The 24024-nt window shown below is 44.9% G+C and carries 19 protein-coding genes; 9 read left to right on the plus strand and 10 right to left on the minus strand.

The window, feature by feature from the left end; genetic code table 11:
* Nucleotides 1–53: 53 nt before the first annotated feature.
* Nucleotides 54–4583 carry a glutamate synthase large subunit gene (gene gltB, locus AC5ZC7_RS29580; RefSeq protein WP_496161011.1) on the minus strand — a complete coding sequence of 1510 codons (4530 nt, stop codon included), beginning with the start codon at nt 4581–4583 and terminating at the stop codon, nt 54–56.
* A 370-nt stretch (nt 4584–4953) separates the two neighbouring features.
* Here gltB and AC5ZC7_RS29585 point away from each other — a divergent pair, with 370 nt between their 5' ends.
* Nucleotides 4954–5244, plus strand: a complete 291-nt coding sequence (locus AC5ZC7_RS29585; RefSeq protein ID WP_496161012.1) for a hypothetical protein — start codon at nt 4954–4956, stop codon at nt 5242–5244.
* A gap of 52 nt (nt 5245–5296) precedes the next feature.
* Here the strand turns inward: AC5ZC7_RS29585 and AC5ZC7_RS29590 are convergent, their stop codons facing one another.
* The 4 genes from AC5ZC7_RS29590 to AC5ZC7_RS29605 form a co-directional block, all read right to left on the minus strand.
* Nucleotides 5297–6835 carry a family 10 glycosylhydrolase gene (locus AC5ZC7_RS29590; protein WP_496161013.1) on the minus strand — a complete coding sequence of 513 codons (1539 nt, stop codon included), beginning with the start codon at nt 6833–6835 and terminating at the stop codon, nt 5297–5299.
* 87 nt (nt 6836–6922) lie between these two features.
* The gene (locus tag AC5ZC7_RS29595) at nt 6923–8779 is read right to left on the minus strand and encodes a DUF8459 domain-containing protein (protein WP_496161014.1); all 1857 of its coding nucleotides are present in this window, start codon (nt 8777–8779) and stop codon (nt 6923–6925) included.
* Nucleotides 8780–8853: 74 nt separating this feature from the next.
* A complete protein-coding gene (locus AC5ZC7_RS29600) occupies nt 8854–9339 on the minus strand; it encodes a methylglyoxal synthase (protein WP_496161015.1) in 486 nt (161 codons plus the stop codon).
* Nucleotides 9340–9356: 17 nt separating this feature from the next.
* A complete protein-coding gene (locus AC5ZC7_RS29605; protein WP_496161016.1) occupies nt 9357–9872 on the minus strand; it encodes a ferritin-like domain-containing protein in 516 nt (171 codons plus the stop codon).
* 155 nt (nt 9873–10027) lie between these two features.
* Here AC5ZC7_RS29605 and AC5ZC7_RS29610 point away from each other — a divergent pair, with 155 nt between their 5' ends.
* The 4 genes from AC5ZC7_RS29610 to AC5ZC7_RS29625 all read left to right on the plus strand — a co-directional run bounded on the left by AC5ZC7_RS29610 (nt 10028) and on the right by AC5ZC7_RS29625 (nt 13666).
* Nucleotides 10028–10624, plus strand: coding sequence for a NifU family protein (locus AC5ZC7_RS29610; protein WP_089890542.1), 597 nt, complete (start codon nt 10028–10030; stop codon nt 10622–10624).
* Between the two features lie 129 nt (nt 10625–10753).
* Nucleotides 10754–12448 carry a PNGase F N-terminal domain-containing protein gene (locus AC5ZC7_RS29615; protein ID WP_496161017.1) on the plus strand — a complete coding sequence of 565 codons (1695 nt, stop codon included), beginning with the start codon at nt 10754–10756 and terminating at the stop codon, nt 12446–12448.
* Nucleotides 12432–13151, plus strand: a complete 720-nt coding sequence (pnuC, locus tag AC5ZC7_RS29620) for a nicotinamide riboside transporter PnuC (RefSeq protein ID WP_496161018.1) — start codon at nt 12432–12434, stop codon at nt 13149–13151. Before AC5ZC7_RS29615 ends, pnuC begins: the two co-directional genes overlap by 17 nt.
* Entirely contained in the window at nt 13148–13666 is a 519-nt protein-coding gene (locus AC5ZC7_RS29625) for an AAA family ATPase (RefSeq protein WP_496161019.1), read from the plus strand. The genes pnuC and AC5ZC7_RS29625 overlap by 4 nt, the downstream gene beginning before the upstream one ends.
* A gap of 7 nt (nt 13667–13673) precedes the next feature.
* On the opposite strand, the gene mtgA is transcribed toward AC5ZC7_RS29625, so the two are convergent.
* On the minus strand, nt 13674–14390 hold the full coding sequence (gene mtgA, locus AC5ZC7_RS29630) for a monofunctional biosynthetic peptidoglycan transglycosylase (protein WP_496161020.1): 717 nt from the start codon (nt 14388–14390) through the stop codon (nt 13674–13676).
* 75 nt (nt 14391–14465) lie between these two features.
* On the opposite strand from mtgA, the gene AC5ZC7_RS29635 reads away from it, so the two are divergent.
* The gene (locus AC5ZC7_RS29635; protein ID WP_496161021.1) at nt 14466–15083 is read left to right on the plus strand and encodes an L-threonylcarbamoyladenylate synthase; all 618 of its coding nucleotides are present in this window, start codon (nt 14466–14468) and stop codon (nt 15081–15083) included.
* Between the two features lie 12 nt (nt 15084–15095).
* Nucleotides 15096–15392 carry a hypothetical protein gene (locus AC5ZC7_RS29640; protein WP_496161022.1) on the plus strand — a complete coding sequence of 99 codons (297 nt, stop codon included), beginning with the start codon at nt 15096–15098 and terminating at the stop codon, nt 15390–15392.
* Between the two features lie 210 nt (nt 15393–15602).
* Here AC5ZC7_RS29640 and AC5ZC7_RS29645 read toward each other — a convergent pair whose 3' ends face one another.
* The 3 genes from AC5ZC7_RS29645 to polA all read right to left on the minus strand — a co-directional run bounded on the left by AC5ZC7_RS29645 (nt 15603) and on the right by polA (nt 20352).
* Nucleotides 15603–16748 (minus strand): C1 family peptidase, encoded by a 1146-nt coding sequence (locus AC5ZC7_RS29645; protein WP_496161023.1) that lies wholly within the window; start codon nt 16746–16748, stop codon nt 15603–15605.
* A 113-nt stretch (nt 16749–16861) separates the two neighbouring features.
* Complete coding sequence (locus AC5ZC7_RS29650) at nt 16862–17386, minus strand: GNAT family N-acetyltransferase (protein ID WP_496161024.1); 525 nt, start codon at nt 17384–17386, stop codon at nt 16862–16864.
* Between the two features lie 149 nt (nt 17387–17535).
* Complete coding sequence (gene polA / locus AC5ZC7_RS29655; protein ID WP_496161025.1) at nt 17536–20352, minus strand: DNA polymerase I; 2817 nt, start codon at nt 20350–20352, stop codon at nt 17536–17538.
* 97 nt (nt 20353–20449) lie between these two features.
* Between polA and AC5ZC7_RS29660 the strand changes: the two genes are divergently transcribed.
* The gene (locus AC5ZC7_RS29660; protein ID WP_496161026.1) at nt 20450–20779 is read left to right on the plus strand and encodes an ArsC/Spx/MgsR family protein; all 330 of its coding nucleotides are present in this window, start codon (nt 20450–20452) and stop codon (nt 20777–20779) included.
* Nucleotides 20780–20937: 158 nt separating this feature from the next.
* Here AC5ZC7_RS29660 and AC5ZC7_RS29665 read toward each other — a convergent pair whose 3' ends face one another.
* The gene (locus AC5ZC7_RS29665; RefSeq protein WP_496161027.1) at nt 20938–21939 is read right to left on the minus strand and encodes a glycosyltransferase; all 1002 of its coding nucleotides are present in this window, start codon (nt 21937–21939) and stop codon (nt 20938–20940) included.
* Between the two features lie 821 nt (nt 21940–22760).
* Between AC5ZC7_RS29665 and AC5ZC7_RS29670 the strand changes: the two genes are divergently transcribed.
* Nucleotides 22761–23900 (plus strand): arginase family protein, encoded by a 1140-nt coding sequence (locus tag AC5ZC7_RS29670; RefSeq protein ID WP_496161028.1) that lies wholly within the window; start codon nt 22761–22763, stop codon nt 23898–23900.
* The last annotated feature ends 124 nt before the right edge of the window (nt 23901–24024 follow it).

Genomic DNA, 24024 nt, shown 5'->3' on the forward strand with positions numbered 1-24024 from the left:
CACAAGTCCCTTACCTGCAAGGGATATTTTGATGATGAATGTTATTGTTTCTTTTAGTGACCTACTTTTTGGCCTTGCGTTACACCTGCTTTCAACACTGCTTTGTATTCTTTCGGGAATACTTTCACGAAATGACGTAGTTGGTTTTCCCAGTCTTTCAGGATAAACTTCGCTACGGTGCTATTCGTGTAGGCGTGGTGTTTAGTAATCAGGTCCTGCAGCAATGCTACATCTTCCTGTGCCAGCGGATCGAGGTCGATCATTTCGCGGTTACAGTGGTTAGCGAATGTACCTTTCACGTCGTATACATAAGCAATACCTCCGCTCATACCCGCACCAAAGTTGCGACCGGTTTCACCCAGGATCACAGCTTTACCATTGGTCATGTATTCGCAGCCGTGATCGCCCACTCCTTCTACTACTACGGTAGCACCGGAGTTACGTACACAGAAGCGTTCACCTGCTTTTCCACGGATGTAGGCTTCTCCGGAAGTAGCTCCATAGAAACAAACGTTGCCCGCAATAATATTTTCTTCTGCCTTGAATCCAGCTTCTCCTTGTGGATAAAGGATCAGTTTGGAGCCAGACAGGCCTTTACCGAAGTAGTCATTGGCTTCTCCTTCCAGTTCCAGCGTTACCCCTTTGGTAGTGAAAGCGCCGAAGCTCTGGCCTGCAGATCCAACAAATTTGAAGTGTAGTGTGTCTTCCGGTAATCCTTCGCTTTTGTAGCGTTTGGAGATTTCGTTAGACAGGATAGTACCTACGGTACGATCTGTATTTTTCACCGTGTATTGCTGATATACCCTGGCTTTCTTTTCCAGTGCAGGCTGTGCTGCTTTGAGCAGTTGCCAGTCAATTACTTCGCTGATGCCATGATCCTGTTCTTCCTGTTTGTACAGGCCGGTTTCACCAGCAGGCGCTTCATTGAATAATATCGGCGACAGATCGAGTTTTTGAGATTTCCAGTTGGTGATGTTATCACGTACCTGCAGGCAACCAACCTGGCCCACCATTTCGTTCACCGTACGGAAGCCCAGTTCCGCCATGATTTCGCGGAGTTCTTCCACCAGATAGGTGAAGAGGTTTACTACGTGCTGAGGGTCTCCGGTGAAGCGTTTACGCAGTTCCGGATCCTGGGTAGCAACGCCTACAGGGCAGGTATTCACATGGCATTTACGCATCATGATACAACCTTCTACCACCAGTGCGGCGGTGGCCACACCCCATTCTTCTGCTCCCAGCAGTGTAGCAATAGCAATGTCACGGCCGGTTTTCAGCTGGCCATCTGTTTGCAGTACTACGCGGGTACGGAGTTTATTTTTAACGAGTGTTTGATGTGTTTCAGCCAAACCAAGCTCCCATGGCAAGCCGGCGTGTTTGATAGAGCTTTCCGGAGACGCACCGGTACCACCATCAAATCCGGATACCAGTACTACATCGGCATGTGCTTTCGCCACACCGGCGGCAATGGTACCTACCCCTGCTTTGGATACCAGTTTTACACTGATACGGGCAGCGCGGTTGGCATTTTTCAGGTCATAGATCAGCTGTGCCAGATCCTCGATAGAATAGATATCGTGGTGAGGCGGCGGTGAAATCAAGCCCACACCAGGAGTGGAGTGTCTTGTTTTCGCGATCCATTCATCTACTTTATGACCGGGTAATTGTCCACCTTCACCAGGTTTTGCACCTTGTGCCATCTTAATCTGTAATTCATCGGCATTGGTCAGGTAGTAGCTGGTAACCCCGAAACGGGCACTGGCAACCTGTTTGATGGCAGAGCGCATAGAATCACCGTTTGGCAGTTCAGCATAGCGCATTTCATCTTCCCCACCCTCACCGGTATTGCTTTTAGCACCGATGCGGTTCATAGCAATGGCCAGTGTGGAGTGTGCCTCATGAGAGATAGAGCCAAAGCTCATAGCACCGGTAGCAAAACGCTTGAAGATGCTGGTAGCTGGTTCTACTTCATCAATAGAAATAGATGGACGGTTAGGTTTAAATGAAAACAGGCTACGTAAGGTGGCTGCTTTTTCACTTTGGTCATTTACCGCTTTGGAATATTTCTTGAAAGCAGCATAATCGCCCATACGGGTAGACAGCTGCAGATAGTGAATAGTAGTAGGATTAAAGAGATGGAATTCTCCTTTACGTTTCCACTGATATACACCACCTTCTGTTAAACGTTGAATAGGCGTCTCTTTCCGACCATATCCCATCCAGTGTTTTGCCAGTGTTTCACGGGCAATATCATCCAGGCCTAATCCCTGAATACGGGAAACGGCGCCGGTGAAATATTTATCAACAGTTTGCTGATTGATACCGAGTATTTCAAAAATCTGGGCGCCCTGGTAAGATTGCAGGGTAGAAATGCCCATTTTAGAGAAAACTTTCAGGAGTCCATCGCAGATGGCTTTGATATAATTCTTTTTCAGCTTGTCTACATCCTGGTTAGTATCCAGTTTGTTGTTCAGCTTCATATCGCGTATGGTGCTGAGTGCGAGGTACGGATTGATAGCAGTAACGCCAAATCCGAGCAGGCAGGCAAAGTGGTGTACTTCCCAAACATCACCGGCTTCAACAATCAGTCCTACCTGGCCACGGTAACCCTTGCGGATGAGGTGGTGGTGAACAGCGGAAGCAGCCAGTATAGAAGGAATAGCAGCGTGTTCTGAATCGATGGCACGGTCCGACAGAATGATTACTTCAAAACCATCTTCCACCGCGTCTACCGCATAACGGCACAGGCGGGCCAATCCTTTTTCCAGGGAGCCGGGCTTGCCGTCTGCCTTGAAATAGGTATGTAAGGTTTTGGCCTGGAATATACCAGTATCGATACTACGTATTTTTTCCAGTTCATGGTTGTTGAGAATGGGATGACGCAGTGCCAGTCCATGGCAGTGCAGTGGATCCTCATTCAACAGGTTACCGTTGTTTCCCACAAAAGTTGCGAGCGACATCACCAGTCTTTCCCGGATAGGGTCAATTGGCGGGTTGGTTACCTGGGCGAACAACTGTTTGAAATAGTTACACAGATGTTGCGGTTGGTTGCTCAGTATGGCCAATGGTGTATCGGTACCCATGGAGCCAACTGGTTCTTTGCCATCAATGGCCATTGGCGCAATGATGTGATCCAGGTCTTCTGTGCTGTAACCAAATGCGCGCTGGTATTTAAAGATCTGCTCATGTTCCAGGTGAGTAAAGGTTACTCTTGGTTCCGGCAGTTCTTCCAGGCGGATTTTATATTTATTCAGCCACTCACCATAAGGTTGTTGAGAGCAGATTTGTTGTTTCAACTCTTCATCCCCAATGATACGGCCCTGTTCCATGTCTACGATAAACATTTTACCAGGTTGCAGGCGGCCTTTTTCCTTAATATTTTTTGGATCTATGGGCAATACACCGGCTTCTGAAGCCATGATCACGCGATCATCTTTCGTCACCACAAAGCGACTTGGACGGAGTCCGTTACGATCGAGGGTAGCTCCAATGATTTTACCATCGGTGAAAGAAATGGAAGCAGGACCATCCCATGGCTCCATCAGGGAAGCGTGGTATTCGTAGAATGCTTTCTTTTCTTCTCCCATATCTTCATTACCATCCCAGGCTTCCGGTACCAGCATCATCATTACATGTGGTAAGGAGCGACCGGTCATGGTAAGGAGTTCGATCACGTTGTCCAGGCTGGCGGAGTCAGATTGTCCTTCTTCTACAATAGGAAGGAGCATTTCCATTTCTTCTGTAGTGAAGAATTTGGACACGAAATCTCTTTCGCCGGCGCGCAGCCAGTTAAGGTTCCCTTTCAGGGTATTGATTTCACCGTTATGCGCGATATAGCGGTACGGGTGGGCCAATCTCCAGCTGGGAAAGGTGTTGGTAGCAAAACGAGAGTGGATGAGTGCAAAGGCAGATACCATTTTCTCATCACTCAGGTCAGTATAATAATGACGTACCTGGTAGGTAGTCAGCTGACCTTTATATACAATTGTTTTGTAAGAAAGGGAGGCAATATAGAACAGTGACTTTTCTTTAGGCACTGTATTGCGTACGGTTTTGGAAACGTAGTTACGGAGCACAAATAATTTGCGCTCAAAAATTTCCGGATCGCTGATATGATAAGGACAGGCAATAAATACCTGCTCAATTTCCGGTTCTACTGACAGGGCGGTTTCGCCAATGCCGTCGGGGCGTACAGGAACTTTACGATATCCCAGGATTTCCAGGCCTAATTTCTCTGCGCTGCGTTGGAGTATCTCACGACACTCTTCGCGCCAGCGTGGTTCTTTCGGAAAGAAGACCATGCCTACACCGTATTTTCCGAATTCTGGCAGGCGAATACCCAATTTCAGGCACTCGTCGTACAGAAACTCGTGGGGCGTTTGAAACAGTATTCCTGCACCATCTCCCGTGTTTTGCTCACAACCGCAGGCTCCGCGGTGTTCCATGTTTTCCAGCATGGTTAAGGCATCACGAATAATATGGTGGGATTTACGACCCTTAATATGGGCGGTAAAACCTGTTCCGCAGGCATCATGTTCAAATTCCGGACGGTATAAACCTTGCGTTTGCTTCACTTCATCCATTTGGTTTAGATTTTTTGCTTTGGCACACTCCCCCCTCTGACTTGCGCCGTGGGTGATGGTGTACGATATAATTCGGGAACGGTTTAAAGATACTAAAGGAACGCGGTATTTTTTATATAAACTTTTGTTAGGCGGTTAAAATTTAGAAAAAAATAAAAAGATGGCGTTCTTTGTTAGAATATTTGAAAAAATGAAAGAGCAATCAGGATAAATTGGCGCCAATTAATGGTAGGGTTCGCTTGTTTTGAGATCAATTTCCTATTCTTATCTTGTCATATGACATATAATATGTATCTGTTTTTGGCGTATATTAAGAGTGCTTTTTTACGCCGCGCGCTTTCTTTGCCTTAACCACTCATACTTAGCGCCGATGTTAACAAAATGCTCCATCGCTGTTTTTGCTGTCCTGGTATTCAACAGCACCCTTCCTGCCTATGTGCAGCTGGGAAGAAAAAGCTACGGATACATTTTGCCCGCTTACCAGGCAGCATATACAGATTATCAGACCAAACAGGCGGTAGGTGCATTAGTTGCGGGGGTATCCGGGGGTATGTTACGCTACATTCCCAGTGAATTGCAACAGGCAGAAGAATTTCCCCGGATGTTATATAAGCCAGCCGCCACGGCTATAGACATGGAAACAGGGATATTCAATTTTTAGAAATGCTTATCAGCGGGGATTCCTTGCTGAAAAAGGTATCCCCGCTGATGGATTATTCAAAAAGGAACAACGTTTTTCCATTCTTTATCTCCACCCTCAATGGCTGGCTGATTTGGCTTTCGTTTTGAAAGCGGTCAAGCGCCGTAACTACATAGGTGTATGTTTTCCCTTTTACATAAGTCAGATCTTTATATACAGGGTCGGACATCTGCTCCAGGATGGCAAGAATTTTCGTAGGGTCGCTTACGTTAATGGCCTCATTCTGCTCGAACCGGTAAAGTACATACTGCTTTGTATGACCACTGGTATCATCATCAGACCAGTGTATTTCCAGTCCGCCGGCCCGCTCAAAGGCATCAATGAAATAAGGCGCTTCCGGTGTTTGTTTTGGCAGCCACGACATAACAGGCCGCAATGCCGGGTATTTATATACACCATTTCTCAACGCAGTTTCTATTCCCTGTGGGTTGCCCCTGAAAGAAGCGGCGCTATAAAAGATACTTCCCTGGATAGTGTTGAGTGTTCTGGCTTCCTCTATCTGTGCAGGTATTTCATTCGGATTTTTCCAGGCAGCATTGCTGTTGATTCGGTACACGCCATGCCCAATATACACCTGTCTGCCATAGCCATGCTGGCTCCACCAGTTCAGCAATATTTCGAAATCTGCCAGCCGGTGGCCCCGCTCCCAGTACAGTTGAGGAGCAACGTAGTCGATCCAGCCATTTTTTAACCACTTCAGGATATCAGCATACAGGTCGTCATAATTGGTTTGCCCTCCTTTGGTATAAGAGCCTTCCGGATCCTTGTCTTTATTACGCCACACCCCAAATGGACTGATACCAAATTTCATCCAGGGCTTTTCAGCTTTAATAGCAACACTCAGCTGCTGTATAATAGCATCTACGTTAGACCGGCGCCAGTCGTCCTTCATCATATTTTTACCATATAGCCGGTAAGAGCTGTTATCAGGAAATTCTTTCCCCGGCGCTCGATACGGATAGAAGTAATCGTCGAAATGTACGGCGTCGATATCATAACGCTTCACCACATCCCGGATGACGGCAGTTACGTAATCGCGCACTTCAGGAATGCCCGGATCAAAATACTTTTTGCCATCGTAAGTAAGAAACCATTGTGGTTTAAGTCGGGTAATGTGATTTGCCGCAACACTGCTGCGACTTACATTAAACACGGCGCGATACGGATTAAACCACGCGTGGAATTCCATGCCTCTTTTATGTGTTTCTTCTACCATGAATTGCAGCGGATCATAATAGGGGTTGGGAGCTTGTCCCTGTACACCTGTAAGGTATTCAGACCAGGGTTCGTAAGACGATGGATAGAAAGCATCTGTTGCAGGACGCACCTGTACTACTACGGCATTCATGCCATTACGCTGTTGCTGATCCAGTATTGCGATAAATTCTTGTTTTTGTTGCTCTGTACTCAATCCGCGTTTTGATGGCCAGTCAATATTTTCAACAGTGGCAATCCAAACAGCTCTTAATTCGCGTTTGGGAGGCAACTGTGCCCATGCCTGCTGTGCCAGAATGATCCATAGAAAGATACCTGCTATAAATTGCTTCAACATCTGCCTTACTTTTAACCGTAAGATGCGAAAATAGCAAAAACCGGGGCTGATAGGATACAAATATGTGATTCTTATGAAGATAGATGCTTATTCTTTTTCAATCTTCACCTTCATTACAGGTGGCTTATAGTCGTTACCCAGGTATTCCGGAGGTACCGTACTGGTATTCCCATCCCTATGTGCTATAAAGTGTGGCGACATAATTTCAACGCCTGCAGCATTGAAGTGGTCAATAATATTTCGATGTAAATCGGAATAAATCAACGCCATTTTATGCGAATGGTCTGTATATACATTGATTTCATAGGCAATGGCAAAATCATCCAGGCTTGTTTGCAATACAAAAGGCGGTTTTTCTTTCAACACTCCCTCTGTTACCATGGCTGCGCCGATCAACATTTCATGTACCTGTTTCCAGGGAACATCGTAGCCGATGGTCACGGTGGTATGTAGTATCAGGCCAAGATCTTTGCTGGAAGTGGTAAAATTGACGGTGTGGCCGCTTAAGATGCTGGCATTGGGAACCGTGATTTCTTCATTTTTGATGGTGCGTAGCCGTGTAACCAGCAGGTTCTTTTCAATTACATCACCGGTGATATCACCGATTTTTACCCGGTCGCCGATCTTAAAGGGACGCATATAGGTAATTACGAAACCCGCTATCACATTGGATATAGCAGAAGAAGAACCGAGTGAAAAGAGGATACCCAGGAAAACAGATACTCCCTGGAATATTTTGGAGTCCGATCCTGGCAGGTAGGGAAATATCACTACAAACATGAAAGCATATAGCAGGAACTTGATACCGCTGGCCGTAGGTCTTGCCCAGTCGGCGTAGAAGCCATTAATGGAGAGGTTGCCTACTGCAATTTCTTCTGCCAGGTAGTTCACAAATTTTACCAGGTAGCGGGTAATAAAGTATATCACCACTATGGTGAGTAATTTAGGGAGATAATGAACAAAGCTCAGGAAGATGGATTTAACCGGGGATAGTGTCCAGTCGATGAGTTTATCCGCAATGCCTTTGGTCCAGGGAAATATGCTGAACACAAATGGCAGCGTGATATAAAAAATAAACAGGATGAAAATGATCCTGGCTATACGCAGTGCGGCGAATATGATCCCGATTTGTTTTTGTTGGTTCAGCAGGGCATATTCTTTCACTTTTACCCCCTTAAAATACTGGTCTTTTTGCCGCACTACTTTGGTCCGTAGCCGTTTAAACAGGCGGTTTATGCCGTATACAATCGCTGAAAATACCACGATAATTAATAGCAGCCAGGCGATGCGGATCAATATACTTTGCAGGCTGTTATTTTTCTTTTCCTTTAGCACGGCCACTTTGACGGTATCCGCATATTGCTGTGCTACCATTAACTTATCCTGGTTCAGCCAAAGGGCGTCATCATCAGTAACGCTGAGTAGCACGAGATCGTTATAGACGACATCTATATTGTTTTCATTGGGTATAGGACGAATGGAGTCCGCTGTAAAAAAGGGATCACTGGCTAATTGTGCCAGTTTGTGATCAATATTTTGTGCGCGGTCGCTGGGCTGTAGCGGGCCGAGTTTATTGTAAATATAGAAGAGCGTATCGCCGAATGGCACAACAGGAATCCCGGAGTGCGTGGCTTTCAGCTGATTAATACGTTGCACGTTGGTGGCTTTCTTAAGGGAGTCGGCTAGTTCTATAGCGTGAAGTTTCTCCTGCAGCTCTTTTTTCTGCTGGTCATTGCTAAGCAGGAGTTGTTGCTGCAGCTCTTTTTTCTGGGCTTCGTCTGCTTTCTGGAGAGAGTCGTTTTCCCGGAGCAGCCGGGTGGTTAATACCAGTTGGGAGTCTGCCAGCGAATCCCGGGAAGCTTTACTGCTATCCGTTTGTGCATTAGCCTGTAAAGTGATGCCCGCCAACAGGGTAGCGAAGAAAAGGGTAAAAACAATTCTCATTCCCGAAGCTTTTATTTAAAGTACGGAAAATTCAGCTAGCACTGCCTGTTGAGGACATGAAAATTTAAAAAGACTTATATCTTTCTTTTAGTATACTGACTGTAATCTGGCAGGCTGGCCTCATATTCCTGGTGCATCAGGGGTGATGTGAGCAGAAAGTCGGCAGATGCCCGGTTCATGGCCATAGGAATATTCCAGACTACACCCAAACGAAGGAGGGCTTTGATATCCGGATCATGTGGCAGTGCTTCCATTGGGTCCCAGAAGAAAATAATAACATCCAGTTCGCCGGTGGCTACCAGTGCACCAATTTGCTGGTCGCCGCCCAGTGGGCCACTCAGGAGTTTTCTGACAGATACATCCAGCGCCTGTTCTATCATCGTTCCGGTGGTACCGGTTGCATATAGTTCATGGCGACTTAATACCGTTTTGTTATAAACGGCCCATTCAATGAGCTCCGCCTTTTTATGATCGTGTGCAATGAGTGCGATCCGCTTACGCGCTTTTAATACTTTCGTGGTTTGCATATCTGTTACAAAAGTAATAAGTGGCAGCAACAAAAGGAGGTAGATTTTTTTTAATGTCTGTCGTTGGTATCCAGGGTGGCGAGGTCGCGATCAAAAATATAGAGTCCGCCTTTATCCTCTCCTATCAGCTTTAATTTATCGAGGATGTGCCGGGCGAGGCGTTCTTCTTCAATTTGTTCGGTTACATACCATTGCAAAAAGTTATGTGTAGCGTAATCTTTTTCGCTAAGGCACATATCTACCAGGTTATTGATTTCTTTTGACACCGCCAGTTCGTGACTGAACACCTGTTCAAAGATCTCATGGATGTTTTTGAACTTTACGGCAGGCTGCTTCAGGGCTGGTACCAGGCCGTGTCCGCCACGTTCATTGATAAATTTCAGCAGTTTCAGCATGTGGGTACGCTCTTCGTCGGAGTGCCGGTACAGGAACAGGGCTATACCATTGTAGCCTTCAACTTCAGCCCAGGAGGCCATTGCCAGGTAATATTGGGAAGAGGCAGCTTCCATTTCTACCTGCTGATTCAACGCGGTCTGAATTTTGGGTGAAAGTTCTTTTAATAACATGACAAAAAATTTGTATAATTATAAAGAAGAAGCCTGGGAAACCGGGGTATCACTAATGCCTATAAGCAAATTGTTATTTTCAATAGCAAACGGTGAGATCTGTCCCAAAAATCTGCCTGAAAAATGTTACCTTTGCATAAGTAAATTAGGATAAAATGATTAAAACAGGAAATCCAATCATCAGCATATATACAGAAATGACGCCTAACCCGGAAACTATGAAGTTTGTGGCAAACAAACTCCTGTATCCAGGTAAAAGCATTGATTTCCCGGATGAAGCCAGCGCTAAACCATCGCCATTGGCCATTGAGTTGTTTAGCTTCCCTTTTATCAGAGGGGTATTTATCATGGCTAACTTTATTACGCTTACGAAAACCAGCGAAACTGACTGGAACGATATAATTCCTACGGTAAAAGCCTTCCTGAAAGAATACCTGGAAGACTCCCGCCCTGTTATCAACGAAGATGAGGTAGTGATTACCAAATCAACTGCCAGCAATGAAGTGAGCGCAGATGATACAGATGTGGTAAAACGTATCAAGGAATTACTTGAAAACTATGTGAAACCGGCTGTAGAAATGGATGGCGGCGCCATTCAGTTCAAAGATTACGACAACGGCACGGTAACACTGATGTTACAAGGTTCCTGCTCAGGCTGTCCCTCTTCCATGATTACGCTCAAAGCCGGTATTGAAGGCATGATGAAGCGTATGATTCCCGAAGTGAAGGAAGTAGTGGCAGAAGCAGAATAAGCCATAGTTGAGTGAATGATAGTGTTAAACGAAAGCACAGTCTTTATGGCTGTGCTTTTTTTTAGCTGTTAGCCTTAAGCTTTTAAGGAGCGGATAGACCTTTTTTTATTATTAAATGAGAATGCCAGCATGAAGTTTTTAGTGTTATTGGCCGGTATCGCAGCGGCGATACAACCGGCATGGGCCCAGGGAAAGAAAAGAGTGGATAGTACCAGCGCCGTTATTACCTACGGTTTTGGCAGCAATGGAAAAGCCATTCCCGGCAATGAGCTGCAACTGTTCATAGATCAGCAGCGTGCACACATTGTTACTGGAAAAGGCAAACAAAAAGAACAACAATTCCTGCAATTACAGGAACAAGCCAGCTTGCAGGTGTTAAGCCTTCCTAACAATGAAGTATACACGCTGAAAAAGGCCTTTAGTGAATATGCTACACCCGAACTCCTCCCCGATACCGCTACCATTCTGGGATATGTGTGTAAAAAGGCCAAACTGTTTATCCGCTCCAACACCATCGAAGTGTGGTATACCAACGCGTTACAGTTGAAGGGCACGCCGAATATCACCATTGCACCCGGTTTGGGACTGGTACTGAGAACTGTGCGGAATGGCAACAGCGAAACCATCGCAAAGAAAATTACTTATCGTAAAATTACAGCAGAAGAGCTGGCCTGGCCAACCAATACCGGCACCCTGGTTGACGATGCCGCCTATATGCGGCAGGTGATCGACAGCCGCTACACCACCTTCCCCGTGTTTAACCAGGAACAAATCAGCTGGGGTAACAATACGCCTAATCCAACAGGAGAACAAGCTAATCAAACCTATCATTACGCCGGCGGTACCGTGATACTGAAAAAAGTATCGCTGCCAGCTGTGAAGAAAGGTGAAACACTTTTCGCAGAGCTTACCCAATATTCCAATGGCGATGCATACGACAGAACCGGCTCCGTATTTATGATCCCGGCAGATAAAGCCACCTCTTTCCTTGACGGTCTGCAAAAAGGCGTACAGGCGTTACCGTTGTTTACCGCTAATAATGGCAACAGCTATCACGGCATGGTAGCCACCGACAACTATTTACCGACACTGGAAATACTCCGCTTCTTCACGCCATTCGGTGTACGGCAGTTTAATAACCAGGTAAAAATAGCCGGTTATAACTGGGCCGATTCCGTTATTTATAAACAAGACATTACTGAACTACACAACCGTCTGCAGGGCGATGTTTGGCTGGGTGTATATATTGGCAACTACGATAAAGGCGGCCATAAGGTAAGCCTGAGCCTTAAATATTATCCTGGTGATCCGGAAGATGAAAACCGCAGTACTCCCAACTGGATCTACCCGGTTTTCAACACCACTAACCTGATGGAAATGGCCGGACAAGAATACGCTACCCTGTTCGATAAAGACTCGCTGAAAGTACGGGTAAACATTCCGGAAGGACTTAAAAACGTACAGTTACGTTTCCTTACTACCGGCCATGGTGGCTGGGGTGGCGGCGATGAATTCAATCCCAAGCAGAATGAAATTTTTGTAGACGGCAAACGTGTATATCACTTTATTCCGTGGCGCACAGATTGTGCTACTTATCGCCTCTCCAATCCCGCTTCCGGTAATTTCGGAAATGGATTGTCTTCTTCTGACCTGAGCCGCTCTAACTGGTGCCCGGGTACACTTACTTCTCCGGTGATTATTTCATTGCCAGATATCACGCCGGGCTGGCATACCATCCAGGTGGCTATTCCACAAGGCAAGCCTGAAGGAACCAGTCAAAGCTTCTGGAATGTGTCTGGTACACTGATTGGAGAAAAGAAATAACTTTTCGCACATCGTTGTTGCTGTATTAGCCGGCAACAACGATGTGCGAAATCTCGAAATATTTATCCACTTTCGCACCATGAATGATTTATACCAGGGCTTTTTAGAAGGGCTGCATCAAATGACCTGGCTGGAAGGGATAGCGGTATTCTTTGCTGTTCTGTCGGTCATCTTCCAAAAAAATAATAACATACTGGTATATCCTACTGGTATTATCAGCACTGGTATTTATACTTACCTCTTGTCGCAGGAGCATTTCAAGCTCTATGCAGATGCTACGCTGAATGCGTATTACCTTATTATGAGCGTGTATGGCTGGGTATATTGGGCAAAGAAAGGCCCTGCTGAACCAGCCACACCTATAACGCGCAGTAGCCGCCCTGAGCTGACTACGGCCATTTTCATTGCCCTGGGGGGCTGGGGGATTTTTTATTTCCTGCTCACTCATTTTTCCGATTCCAATGTACCCGTGATGGACGCCTTTGTTTCTGCCAGTGCCTGTGCAGGCATGTGGCTACTGGCAAAGCGGAAGCTGGAGAACTGGATATTGTTGAATATTTCCAACCTGGTGGCCATACCGTTGTTGTTTTACAAGCATCTTTATCTGACCGCTTTACTCACCATCTTTTTGTTTATCATTGCTGTATTCGGATACTTCGATTGGAAAGCGATTGTGCAGCAAAGAGAAACGTCTAATAAATGAAGAAAGTAGTTGTTATAGGCCCTGAATCTACAGGAAAAAGCACGCTCAGCGAAATGCTGGCCGCCCACTTTAATACCGTGTGGACGCCGGAATATGCCCGTGAGTATATTGATCAGCTGGACCGCCCATATGACCAACACGATTTGCTGGAAATAGCAGCAGGACAACTGGCACTTGAACGGCAGCAAGCCATGAAAGCCAATAGGGTGCTTATTTGTGATACCGATTTATATGTGATAAAAGTATGGAGCGAGCATAAATATGGGAACTGCGATCCGCGCATTTTAAAACAGGTTGCCCAACAACATTGCGATCTCTATTTACTTACTTATATCGATTTGCCCTGGGAAGAAGACCCGCAACGGGAATACCCTGATCCTGCCATGCGTAACTATTTCTACCAGGTTTATAAGGACATCGTTGTTGCTTCCGGTGTTCCGTGGCAGGAAATAAAAGGAACGTATGAGGAGCGTGAAGCCCTTGCTATAGCGGCAGTGCAGTCATTACTGGGCTAGTGGATATTTATTTTCTGCCTACTACCAATTCCATAATATCCGGATCCGGCGCAAGGTTGCGCATTTGTATCAGGATTTTGCGTTGCCGGTAACTGGTAATCCTGGCAGGAGGATTAATGGTGTATTTAATCGGATTAGGTAAGCAGGCAGCTATCATAGCAGCTTCTTCGCGATTAAGACTCGCCGCATTTTTATTGTAATTGGCCTGGGAGGCTGCTTCCACGCCAAATATGCCCTCTCCCATTTCAGCTACGTTCAGGTATACTTCGAGAATGCGTTGTTTCCCCCATATTTTCTCAATCATGAAGGTAAAATATACTTCCAGCCCTTTGCGGAACCAACTACGGCCCTGCCACAGGAATACGTTTTTAGCTACCTGCTGACTAATGGTGCTGGCGCCTTTTATCTTTTTACTTTGTTGGTTATGCTTCATGGCCTTTTCAATCGACTTAAAGTCGAAGCCATTATGATCGGTGAAGAGTTGGTCTTCACTGGCTATTACAGCGAGTTTGGCGTGCTGAGATATTTCGTCATAGCTCACCCATGTTTTGTGTAGTTTTTTATCTGTGCCCCAGAGGCTGAACCAGCTGCCGATTTCAGTAATGGTAATAGGTGGATTCACCCATTTCAAGAGGATGATATAAACAAATTGTGCAACAATTAAAACCAGTAGTACCCTCTTCAATCTCCTCCACGTTCTGGGAACAATGCCTTTTAAATTCATCGCGTAGGTTTAGAAAAATCGGGACGAAAGGTAGGCTAAAAAGCTGAAAGTGAAACACAATCATTAACTTTATATATGCTATTAAACGTACACCCGGACAACCCGAATCCCCGTCATTTAAAAACAATCATAGAATGTTTGAAGGATGGAGGGATTATTATATACCCTACTGATACGGTATATGGTTTGGGTTGTGATATTACGCAACATAAGGCGATAGAACGGATAGCGCGGATTAAACAGATAGATCCGAAAAAGGCAAACTTCTCTTTTATCTGTTATGATCTGAGTCATTTATCCGATTACGCTAAAAGTGTAGACACGCCTATATTCAGGATGCTGAAAAAAGCATTGCCAGGGCCTTATACTTTTATTTTGCCAGCCAGCCGGATGGTGCCCAAGCTGTTAAAAACGAAGAAAGATACTGTGGGTATCAGGGTGCCGGATAATAATATTTGTCGCACCATTGTTAAGGAATTAGATAATCCTTTGATGAGTACCACCTTGCCCATTGAGGATTATGTAGAAGAATATACGGACCCGGAAATTATTTATGAGAAATTCGGAAACCAAGTGGACATCGTGATAGATGGTGGTCCGGGTGGTATGGGCTTTTCAACGGTAATAGATTGTACCGGGCCAGAGCCTGTGTTGATTCGTGAAGGGATTGGCAGTTTTGAAGAAATATCCTGATAAAATGTTTTTATGAAAAAGCGAGGATGGGTGTTGATGACGTGTATTTTGTTGACCGGCTATGTAGCAGCTGCGCAAACTTTTGCGCTTAAGCCGGTGAAGTTATTTCCCGCTCCTAAAACGGCTTATATCCCCCCTGCTCCCCCGCCGGTTTATCCTACTTATAAGCTTGCACCAGATGCTTATTACCAGCAGCACTTTGGTTTTTTCTGCAAAAAAGAATGGTCCTGGCAAAAGAGTACCGGGTTGCCTGTAAAACTCCGTTTAGGAAACTATTCTTACACACAACAACTCGAAGGGAAACATTAAAATCTTTTGCTATATTGAAATGAGCTGATTGTTCTTGACTTTGTCAAATAAATATATTTGCCTGTAGCAAATATATTTTTCGGGAGATAAATACCTTCGCGAGGTGGTAAAAACGCGATTCTGAGCCGGGGTAAAGAGCCGTCGGGGGGCTAACGAAAAAGAGGTGGCCCGGCATCGCCGCACCACCTCTTCAAAGTATTTTAAAAGAGATTATTTGATACCCAGTTTCTTGGCTACATCTGCAGGTAAAGCTTTTTTGTTTACCATGAAGCAGGTGGTTTTATAAGCGAAGTAAGGCTCAGAAGCGTAGAAATATCCTGCACCTGGATTGTCGGTACCCCAGGAATTTTTCACGCGGAAATATTTGTTGCCATTCTGGTCTTTTACCAGACCTACAATGTGCATACCGTGATCATCCTGTGTTTCGTAGTTATCGAAAGCCTGCTGACGCAGTTCAGGAGTGATGGTTTTTTCTTTACCTGGTTCCAGGAAAGCATTTTTTCTTTCTTCGGCAGACATATCAGCCCAATCTTTTTCCGGAACAATTGCCAGGCCTTCTCTGAAGTTGAAGCCTTTTTCGCTTACATCAGCAGCCCATGCAATGGTGTAACCATTCTGGATAGCATTTTCAGCGATGTTGGTAAAGTCACTCAGGTTTACATTGTATACTTTCTCCCAGTTCCAGTTGTCTGGTACTTCCAGTACAAATTGTGAATTGTAGGGATGGTGGGTAAAAGAAGAGATCAGTACATAATCATCGGCGCTGAGTCCCAGTTCTTTAGCAAAAGACTGTGGGGTATAGCTTTTCCCGTTGTACTGGAATTTTTCAGGAGCTTCTCCCATATAAGCATTCAGTACACCATCAAATGCTTTCGTCCAGTTAGGGTTGATATTACCGTTGGCATTACCTATTTTATTGACCATACCTTCCAGTAGGCTTTCCATTTCAGCATGGTTATACATTTTGTCTTTGTTGCCATCGTATACGCCCTGTGGAACCAGGCCGTATTCACGGAGGCACAGCAGATCATCCGGGAATCCACCACCTTCACCGAAGTTGGCTTTACCGTGCATGCGTACATAATTAGCTGCTTTCAACGGATACATTTTACGTACCACAAACATTTCGCTGAGATTCAGCCCCTTGCTTTTACCGTTGCGCAGTAATTCTGATTCAAAAAAAGACAAACCGGAGAAAGACCAGCAAGTACCGGTGCGACCCTGATTTTGTACATCTCCTGCATCGAGGTTTTTAACTACTGTGAACTGGTATTTGCTCCCCTCCACATTGGTATTGTTTTGTGCAAATGCGCCTACGCTGCAAAGCATGGCTGCACACATCATCCATTTCTTCATGAGTGTAAAATGATAAGTTTTAAAAACAAGGGCCAAAAATAAGGGAAAGCAGGTATTCGACCGGCGAAAAGATGGATGAACGGAGCTTGCTACAGCTTTTGAGGGAATAGGCGCTACTTTTCCTGGTATTGATCCCGGGTAATTTCCCATTCCCAGAGATCTTCTCCTTCTTTATTTTTCATTGTACCCACAAATCGCATTCCTGCTTTTTGTAATATTTTAACGGATGCATTATACTCTTCTTCTGTATGGGCAATCACACGTTTTACGTAAGAATGCCCGAATGCAAAGCGAATCAGGGCTGCTGCCATTTCGGTACCCAGCCCCCTTTCCCGGTAGTCGGCGGTTATTTCATACCCCATTTCTACCACGCCTTCAGCATTGGGCTTGCCTTTAAACCCGCCGGCCCCAATAAGGCGCTGGTCGGCACGATGTATAACGAGATAAAAGAACCAGCCCAGCATGGCAGGATCATTCCGTAACTTATCATATGCTACAAGGACCATCTCCGGATATTCGGTCCATCCTTCCTGTATAGAAATACCAAGCAGGTCGGCCAGGTGATCGTTGCCCTGTAATAGCAATTCGAAATGCTCCAGTGAGCACGGCAACAATTGTAGTCGAGGTGTTTGGATCATATTTGAAAACTAGTAAACTGTTTTGGGAAATACAAGTATGCGAGCATTTACCATTAGTCTTAGCCATTAGTTTTTAGCGTATTAGCAAATACAGCGAAAACCATCCACTGTATTTGCTAAAAGCTAAAAGCTAATGGCTAAATGCTGTATTAATGCGCTTCCAGCCAGTTGTTACCAGTGCCCATTTCCGCTTCTACCGGAACAGACAATGGCAGGGCATTGCGCATAAGATCTAATATAAGGGGTTTAATAATCTCTAATTCTGAACGATGGGCATCAAATACCAATTCATCATGTACTTGCAACAGCATGCGGGACTTGAGGTTTCGTTCTTTAAAGGCTTTATGAATGGATATCATGGCCAGCTTAATCATATCGGCCGCTGTACCCTGGATAGGCATATTGATGGCGTTCCTTTCGGCAAAGCCACGAACTACCGCATTGGACGAGTTGATGTCTTTTAACCATCTTTTCCGGCCCAATAACGTTTGTACATAACCGTTCTCCTGTGCAAACTTCACCTGGTCTTCCATATATTGTTTGATAGACGGATACTGTGCAAAATAATTATCGATCAGCGTTTTCGCCTCTCCACGCGGAATTCCCAGGTTTTCTGACAAGCCAAAAGCGCTTACGCCATAGATAATACCGAAGTTGACGCTTTTCGCATTGCGGCGCATTTCAGAAGTAACAGCGTCCAGTGCTACATTGTACACTTTGGCCGCAGTAGCAGTGTGAATATCGATGCCATTCTGGAAAGCGGCAGACATCTCCTTGTCTCCACTGATGGCTGCTATGATACGCAGTTCTATCTGTGAATAGTCGGCCGACAACAACACATATTCCTCATTGCGGGGAATAAAGGCCTTGCGTATTTCACGGCCTCTGTCTGTACGAATCGGAATGTTCTGCAGGTTAGGATTGTTGGAGCTCAAACGGCCGGTAACGGCTACTGCCTGGTTATAGGAAGTATGTACTCGGTTGGTGCGTTTGTTAAGCAATAACGGTAATGAATCTACGTAAGTAGATTTCAGTTTGCTCAGCTCTCTGAATATAAGGATATCCTCTACAATTTTATGTTTGTTGGAAAGCTTTTGCAGCACATCTTCGCCAGTAGCATACTGACCGGTGCGGGTTTTCTTGGCTTTGGGATCCAGCTGTAACTTTTCAAATAACACCTCGCCTAATTGTTTAGGGGAGGCCAGTTTGAAACGTACGCCCGCTTGTTCGTATACACTTTCTTCTGCCCGCCTGATTTCTGTTTCCAGCTCTTTTGAATAGTCGGCCAGTGCCAGGGTGTCCAGTGCAATACCTTCGTATTCCATATCAGTGAGTACGGGTACCAGCGGGTTTTCTATATCGTAAAATACTTTGTCCACGGCTTTTTCAGGCAGCATGGGCAAAAATTTGTCTTTTAGCTGGAGGGTAACATCGGCATCTTCCGCAGCATATTCTTTAATTTTTTCAATCTCCACATCCCGCATATTGCCTTGCCCCTTTCCTTTTTTGCCGATGAGCGTTTCTATGGAAACAGGCTCGTAGCCCAGGTATTGCGCACTTAATACATCCATGCTCCGGCGACCTTCCGGCTCAATCAGGTAATGCGCCAGCATGGTATCAAATACTGTGGTGGTAACATCTACGCCGTACCATTTCAGTATCAGCATATCATACTTCACATTTTGCCCAACCAGCACAATGCTTTTATGCTGAAACAGGGGAATAAATTCATGGATAATGGCGCGGGCAGCGGTATGGTCGGCTGGTAAAGGAATGTAGTAGGCTTCTCCTTTTTTAAAGGCGAAACTCATTCCCACAATATCTGCTTCATTGGCATCAGTACCGGTGGTTTCGGTATCAAAAGACACTTCTTTTTGCTGTAACAGTTGTTGCAGTAAAGCGGTTCTTTTTTCAGGCGTATCTATCACGTCATACTGATGGGGGGTGTTGTGTATATTTTTATCCGCCATCAGGATGTTACCGGATTCAATAATTTCAGTAGTTACCGTAATTTCTTCCGTTACAATAGCCGTTCCAAACAGGTCTGTTTGTACGACCTTGGGTTTGGCTTCAGCAGCAGTACTGCCGCCAAATCCATCTCCCAGGATTCTTTTACCAAGGGTTTTAAATTCCAGTTCAGTAAAGATGCTGGTAAGCTTTTCTTTATCGCTTTCTTTGAGGCAGAAATCTTCTTCGTGGAAGCTTACCGGAACATCGGTAATGATGGTTGCCAGTTCTTTTGACAGGATAGCATTTTCGCGGCCGGCTTTGATTTTTTCACCCATTTTACCGCCAATGTTATCTGCGTTTTCCAGTATTTTTTCCAGGGAATGATACTGGGCCAGGAGTTTCATGGCTGTTTTTTCGCCGATGCCAGCAATGCCGGGAATGTTATCAACGGCATCACCCATCAGGCCAAGGATGTCAATTACCTGGTGTACATCCTGGATTTGCCATTTATCACATACCTCTTTAGGCCCCATGATTTCCTCTTTGTTGCCCATGTACGGCGGTTTGTAGATAAAAATATTATCTCTCACCAATTGTCCGTAATCCTTATCCGGGGTAACCATGTATACGGTATACCCGGCATCAGCGGCCTGCCAGGCCAGGGTGCCAATCACATCATCTGCTTCATAACCATCCAGCTCTACTACCGGGATATTAAAGCCTTCTATGATGCGCTTAATATCGGGTAATGCATCAAGCAGATCCTCCGGAGCATCCTGACGATTAGCTTTATAATCAGTATAAGTAGTATGCCGCTCTGTAGGCGCGTGCGTGTCGAATGCAACGGCCATATGAGTAGGTTTTTCTTTATTGATAAGATCCAGTAAAGTAGTGGTAAAACCAAACTGCGCATTGGTATTTCGGCCCGCACTGGTGATGCGGGGATTCCTGATAAGGGCGTAGTAAGCCCTGTATATCAGTGCCATGGCGTCCAGTAAAAATAATTTCTTTTCCATCGCTAAACCTACAAGATTTAATTTTAATCTGCAAAATTAAGATAGTACTACAATATACGGTGAGGATGTAACTTTAGCACAGAAAAAAAAGAAAGGAATGAATAAAATTTATTATTTGTCGACCTGCAGTACCTGCAAAAAGATATTGGAAGAAACAAACGCGAAGGCGCGAGGGTTTGTATTACAGGATATCAAGAAAGATAAAATTACACCGGCACAATTAGATGAAATGCATGCCCTGGCGGGAAGTTATGAATCGTTGTTTAGCCGCAGATCTCAGCAATACCGCCCTATGGGCCTACATGAAAAAGAGTTAAAGGAATCGGACTACCGTGATTTGATTTTACAGGAGTATTCCTTTCTGAAAAGACCGGTAGGGATTGTGGGAGATAAGATTTTTATAGGGGCGGAAGTGAAAAATATTTAGGACGATCATCATTTTTTTTTCGGCGTTATTGCTACTGCAGCGGGTTTAACGAAATTTGAATTTACGTTTGCAGCGAATCAACAGATAATGATATCATCCTTATGCCAACTAACGGGAGGCTGTCTGTTTTGATTACAGGCAGCCTCTTTTCATATGGGTCAAAGGGATTGTACAAATTCCTGTACCACCTTTTTATACTGGAACATATCCTGGTCATGGTGAAATGAGCGGAATGGGAAGCGGGATGCTTCTTCCAGTGCTGTTTTGAGATTGAATTGTTCTTGTGGAAGGGAATAAAAATATCCTTTTTCCATCAGGTATTCACCCAGGTACACTTGTTCTGATTGTCCGGGAGTAGGAATAAGAATGGCTTTTTTATTCAGCTTTGCAAGGTCCATGAGGGTAGTATACCCCGAGCGGCTTAGTACCATGTCGGACGCCAGCATGGCTTCATTCAATTCGGTAGCATTCAGGTGGTTTACTTGTGTAACACCGGGAGCAACTTGTTCATGCTGAGGGCTACCGGGTTTACCACTTACGATCAATGCGGTGATTTGCAAGGACTTAATCTGATCCAGCACCATTTTCTCCAGGTTAGAACGTTGTGGTTCCGGTCCGGAAATGAGCACCAGCAAATCATACTTCTTTTCCACATTGTTGCGCGGCTCAAAGCGGCTCAGGCAGCCAATGTAGGTAGTATGTGGCGGCAGTTGTGCCGGATGTGCCAGTTCTCCGGAAAGGTGGTTGTTACCGGCAAAATCCGGGATCCAGCAGGCGCCGTATTTGTTAATGAAACGATAATTTATTTTTTGCAGGGTTCGCTCTATCCATCCACCGAAAGGTGTTTTTATCAGGAGTTGATGGGTGATAAAAACAGTGGGGATATTTTTATGATACAAGCCGAAGCGGTTGTCTGAAATCACTGCATTTATTTGATACTCAGCAACTATCTTTTTTAGCCAGCGTTGTTCATATTGTATAGCCCGATATATTTTGGGAATTTGCTGAATAATCTTCAGCCCAAAAAACTGCCCTTTTTGCGCGTATTGAATACGATAACCCGGCAGCGGAAATATGGTCAGTTGCGGGAATTCCTGTTGCAACAGCGCCGCATGCTTACCTTCCGCAGCAATAAATACCTGACAACCTGCGTTTAGCATTTCATGGATCAAGGGAATATCTCGGGTGGCGTGGCCAAGGCCCCAATCAAGGGGAACTACAAGAATTTTTCGATCGGTTCGGATTGTGGACAAATAATTTAATATTTTTTACGAATTTAGCTTAAATTACAAAAGAGGATTGTTAAGAAAAGGTAAACTCTTTTAGACCGGGATTTCAATAATAGCTAAGTATATTAAACTGCAGTATGAAAAGTATAAAATGGATGGTAATCATTTTTCTTTGTGGAAGTTTAGCAATGGAGGGATGTAAAGTTTTTAAGAAAAACGATTGCGGATGTCCCACCATGAATAAAAAACGCATGCACTGATAGCGATCTGTTTGACAACTAACGATGACTTTAACAACAACTGACAAACAATTTTTACCTTATCTTTTGAGATTATCCTTGATACCTGGCCAAACAATATTTCGGGGAACAGTCAAATTTTTTATTCATGAAACCTGTAGATAGAGATTTACTAATCTTGCTACATGAAGATAGGTACACGGAGCAGCAGATACAATCTGCTGTGAGACAAATCAGCGAAATGCTTTCGTTGATTGAGACAATGGATTATCTCTGTGCAGTTATGGAAGTTATGGATTGTAACAAGAGTCGTATTACCAGCAAACGATCTGTGCTGGAAAAAGCAATTTCACGTAAGTCACACAAGCCCTTCGAATTTATTATTCACAAGAACTAGTAGTGTTATCTCTACAAAATTCCCGTTATAATAGTTTTGACCCGCTGTCTTATCCGTACGACTTGCTTTTTTAAATTCTTGTTGTAAGTTCGCCATCAATTAAATTTGATTTACTGATGGCAGATTTTTCACACCTGCAGGATTTTCTACATCCTGTTTCTAAGGCATTTCTCAACGATGACCAGGAATATGACCCATTCCAGGTTGGCGGTGTGATAGATGTGTATGAAGACAATCACCAGCCAGACATTGACGAAGCGGATATCATCTTATTAGGTGTTGGAGAAGAGAGAGGAAGTGCTTCCGGCAAATCCGCCACCGGTGGACCTGATGCCATACGCCGGGAATTTTACCGATTATACAACTGGCACCGGCATATTAAGCTGGCCGATGTAGGGAACCTGCAATCAGGAGCTTTCCTGGCAGATGCATATGCTGCCATGAAAACAGTATTGGCAGAACTACTTGCAGCTAATAAAACCGTCATTATTTTAGGGGGCTCCCACGATCTTACCTATCCACAATATAAAGCTTACGCTTCCCAACAATTAATTATTGAGGCTACAGTAGCCGATGCCCTGATTGATCTGAAAGAAGATTCCCATTTACGCAGTGAGCGCTTTTTAATGGATATTCTTACAGAGCAACCCAACTATCTCCGGCATTACAATCATCTCGGGTTCCAGAGCTATTTCGTACATCCGCGTATGTTAGAAACGCTGGATAAATTACGTTTTGATTGCTACCGGCTGGGACGCATCCGGGAGAATATGGAGGAGGCAGAACCTGTGTTGCGCCATTCTGATTTATTCAGCCTGGATATCAACATCATCCGGCATACGGATGCACCTGCCAATCAGCTTTCTCCTAATGGATTCAGCGGTGAAGAAGCCTGCTCCCTGGCCCGGTACGCCGGTATGAGCAGCCGCCTCTCCTCTTTTGGTATTTATGGATACCGCCCCGAAAAAGATAAGGAACAGCTTACCGCCCGGCAAATAGCTCAAATGCTCTGGTACTTTATGGACGGACGTGCGGTGAAAAATAAAGAGGCACTGCTGGAAGACAGAGATGCCTTCTGGGAATTTCATATAGCCTTTTCCGATATAGAAACTGTGTTCCTGAAAAGTAAGAAAACAAGTCGCTGGTGGATGCAGTTACCAGATAGAGAATTTGTTCCCTGCTCTTATAACGACTATCTCATGGCCAGTAATAATGAAATGCCGGAAAGATGGTTGAGGCACCAGGAAAGACTCTAGTAAATAGAGCAGAAAGCGGAAAGCAGAAAGCAAAAAGCTATTGAGGCGAATGACCATGGCGGATATTAATTAGCTTTGGTCATTCGCCTCAATAGCTTTTTGCTTTCTGCTTTCCGCTTTCTGC

The sequence above is a fragment of the Chitinophaga sp. 9-1-y genome, assembly GCF_059511905.2.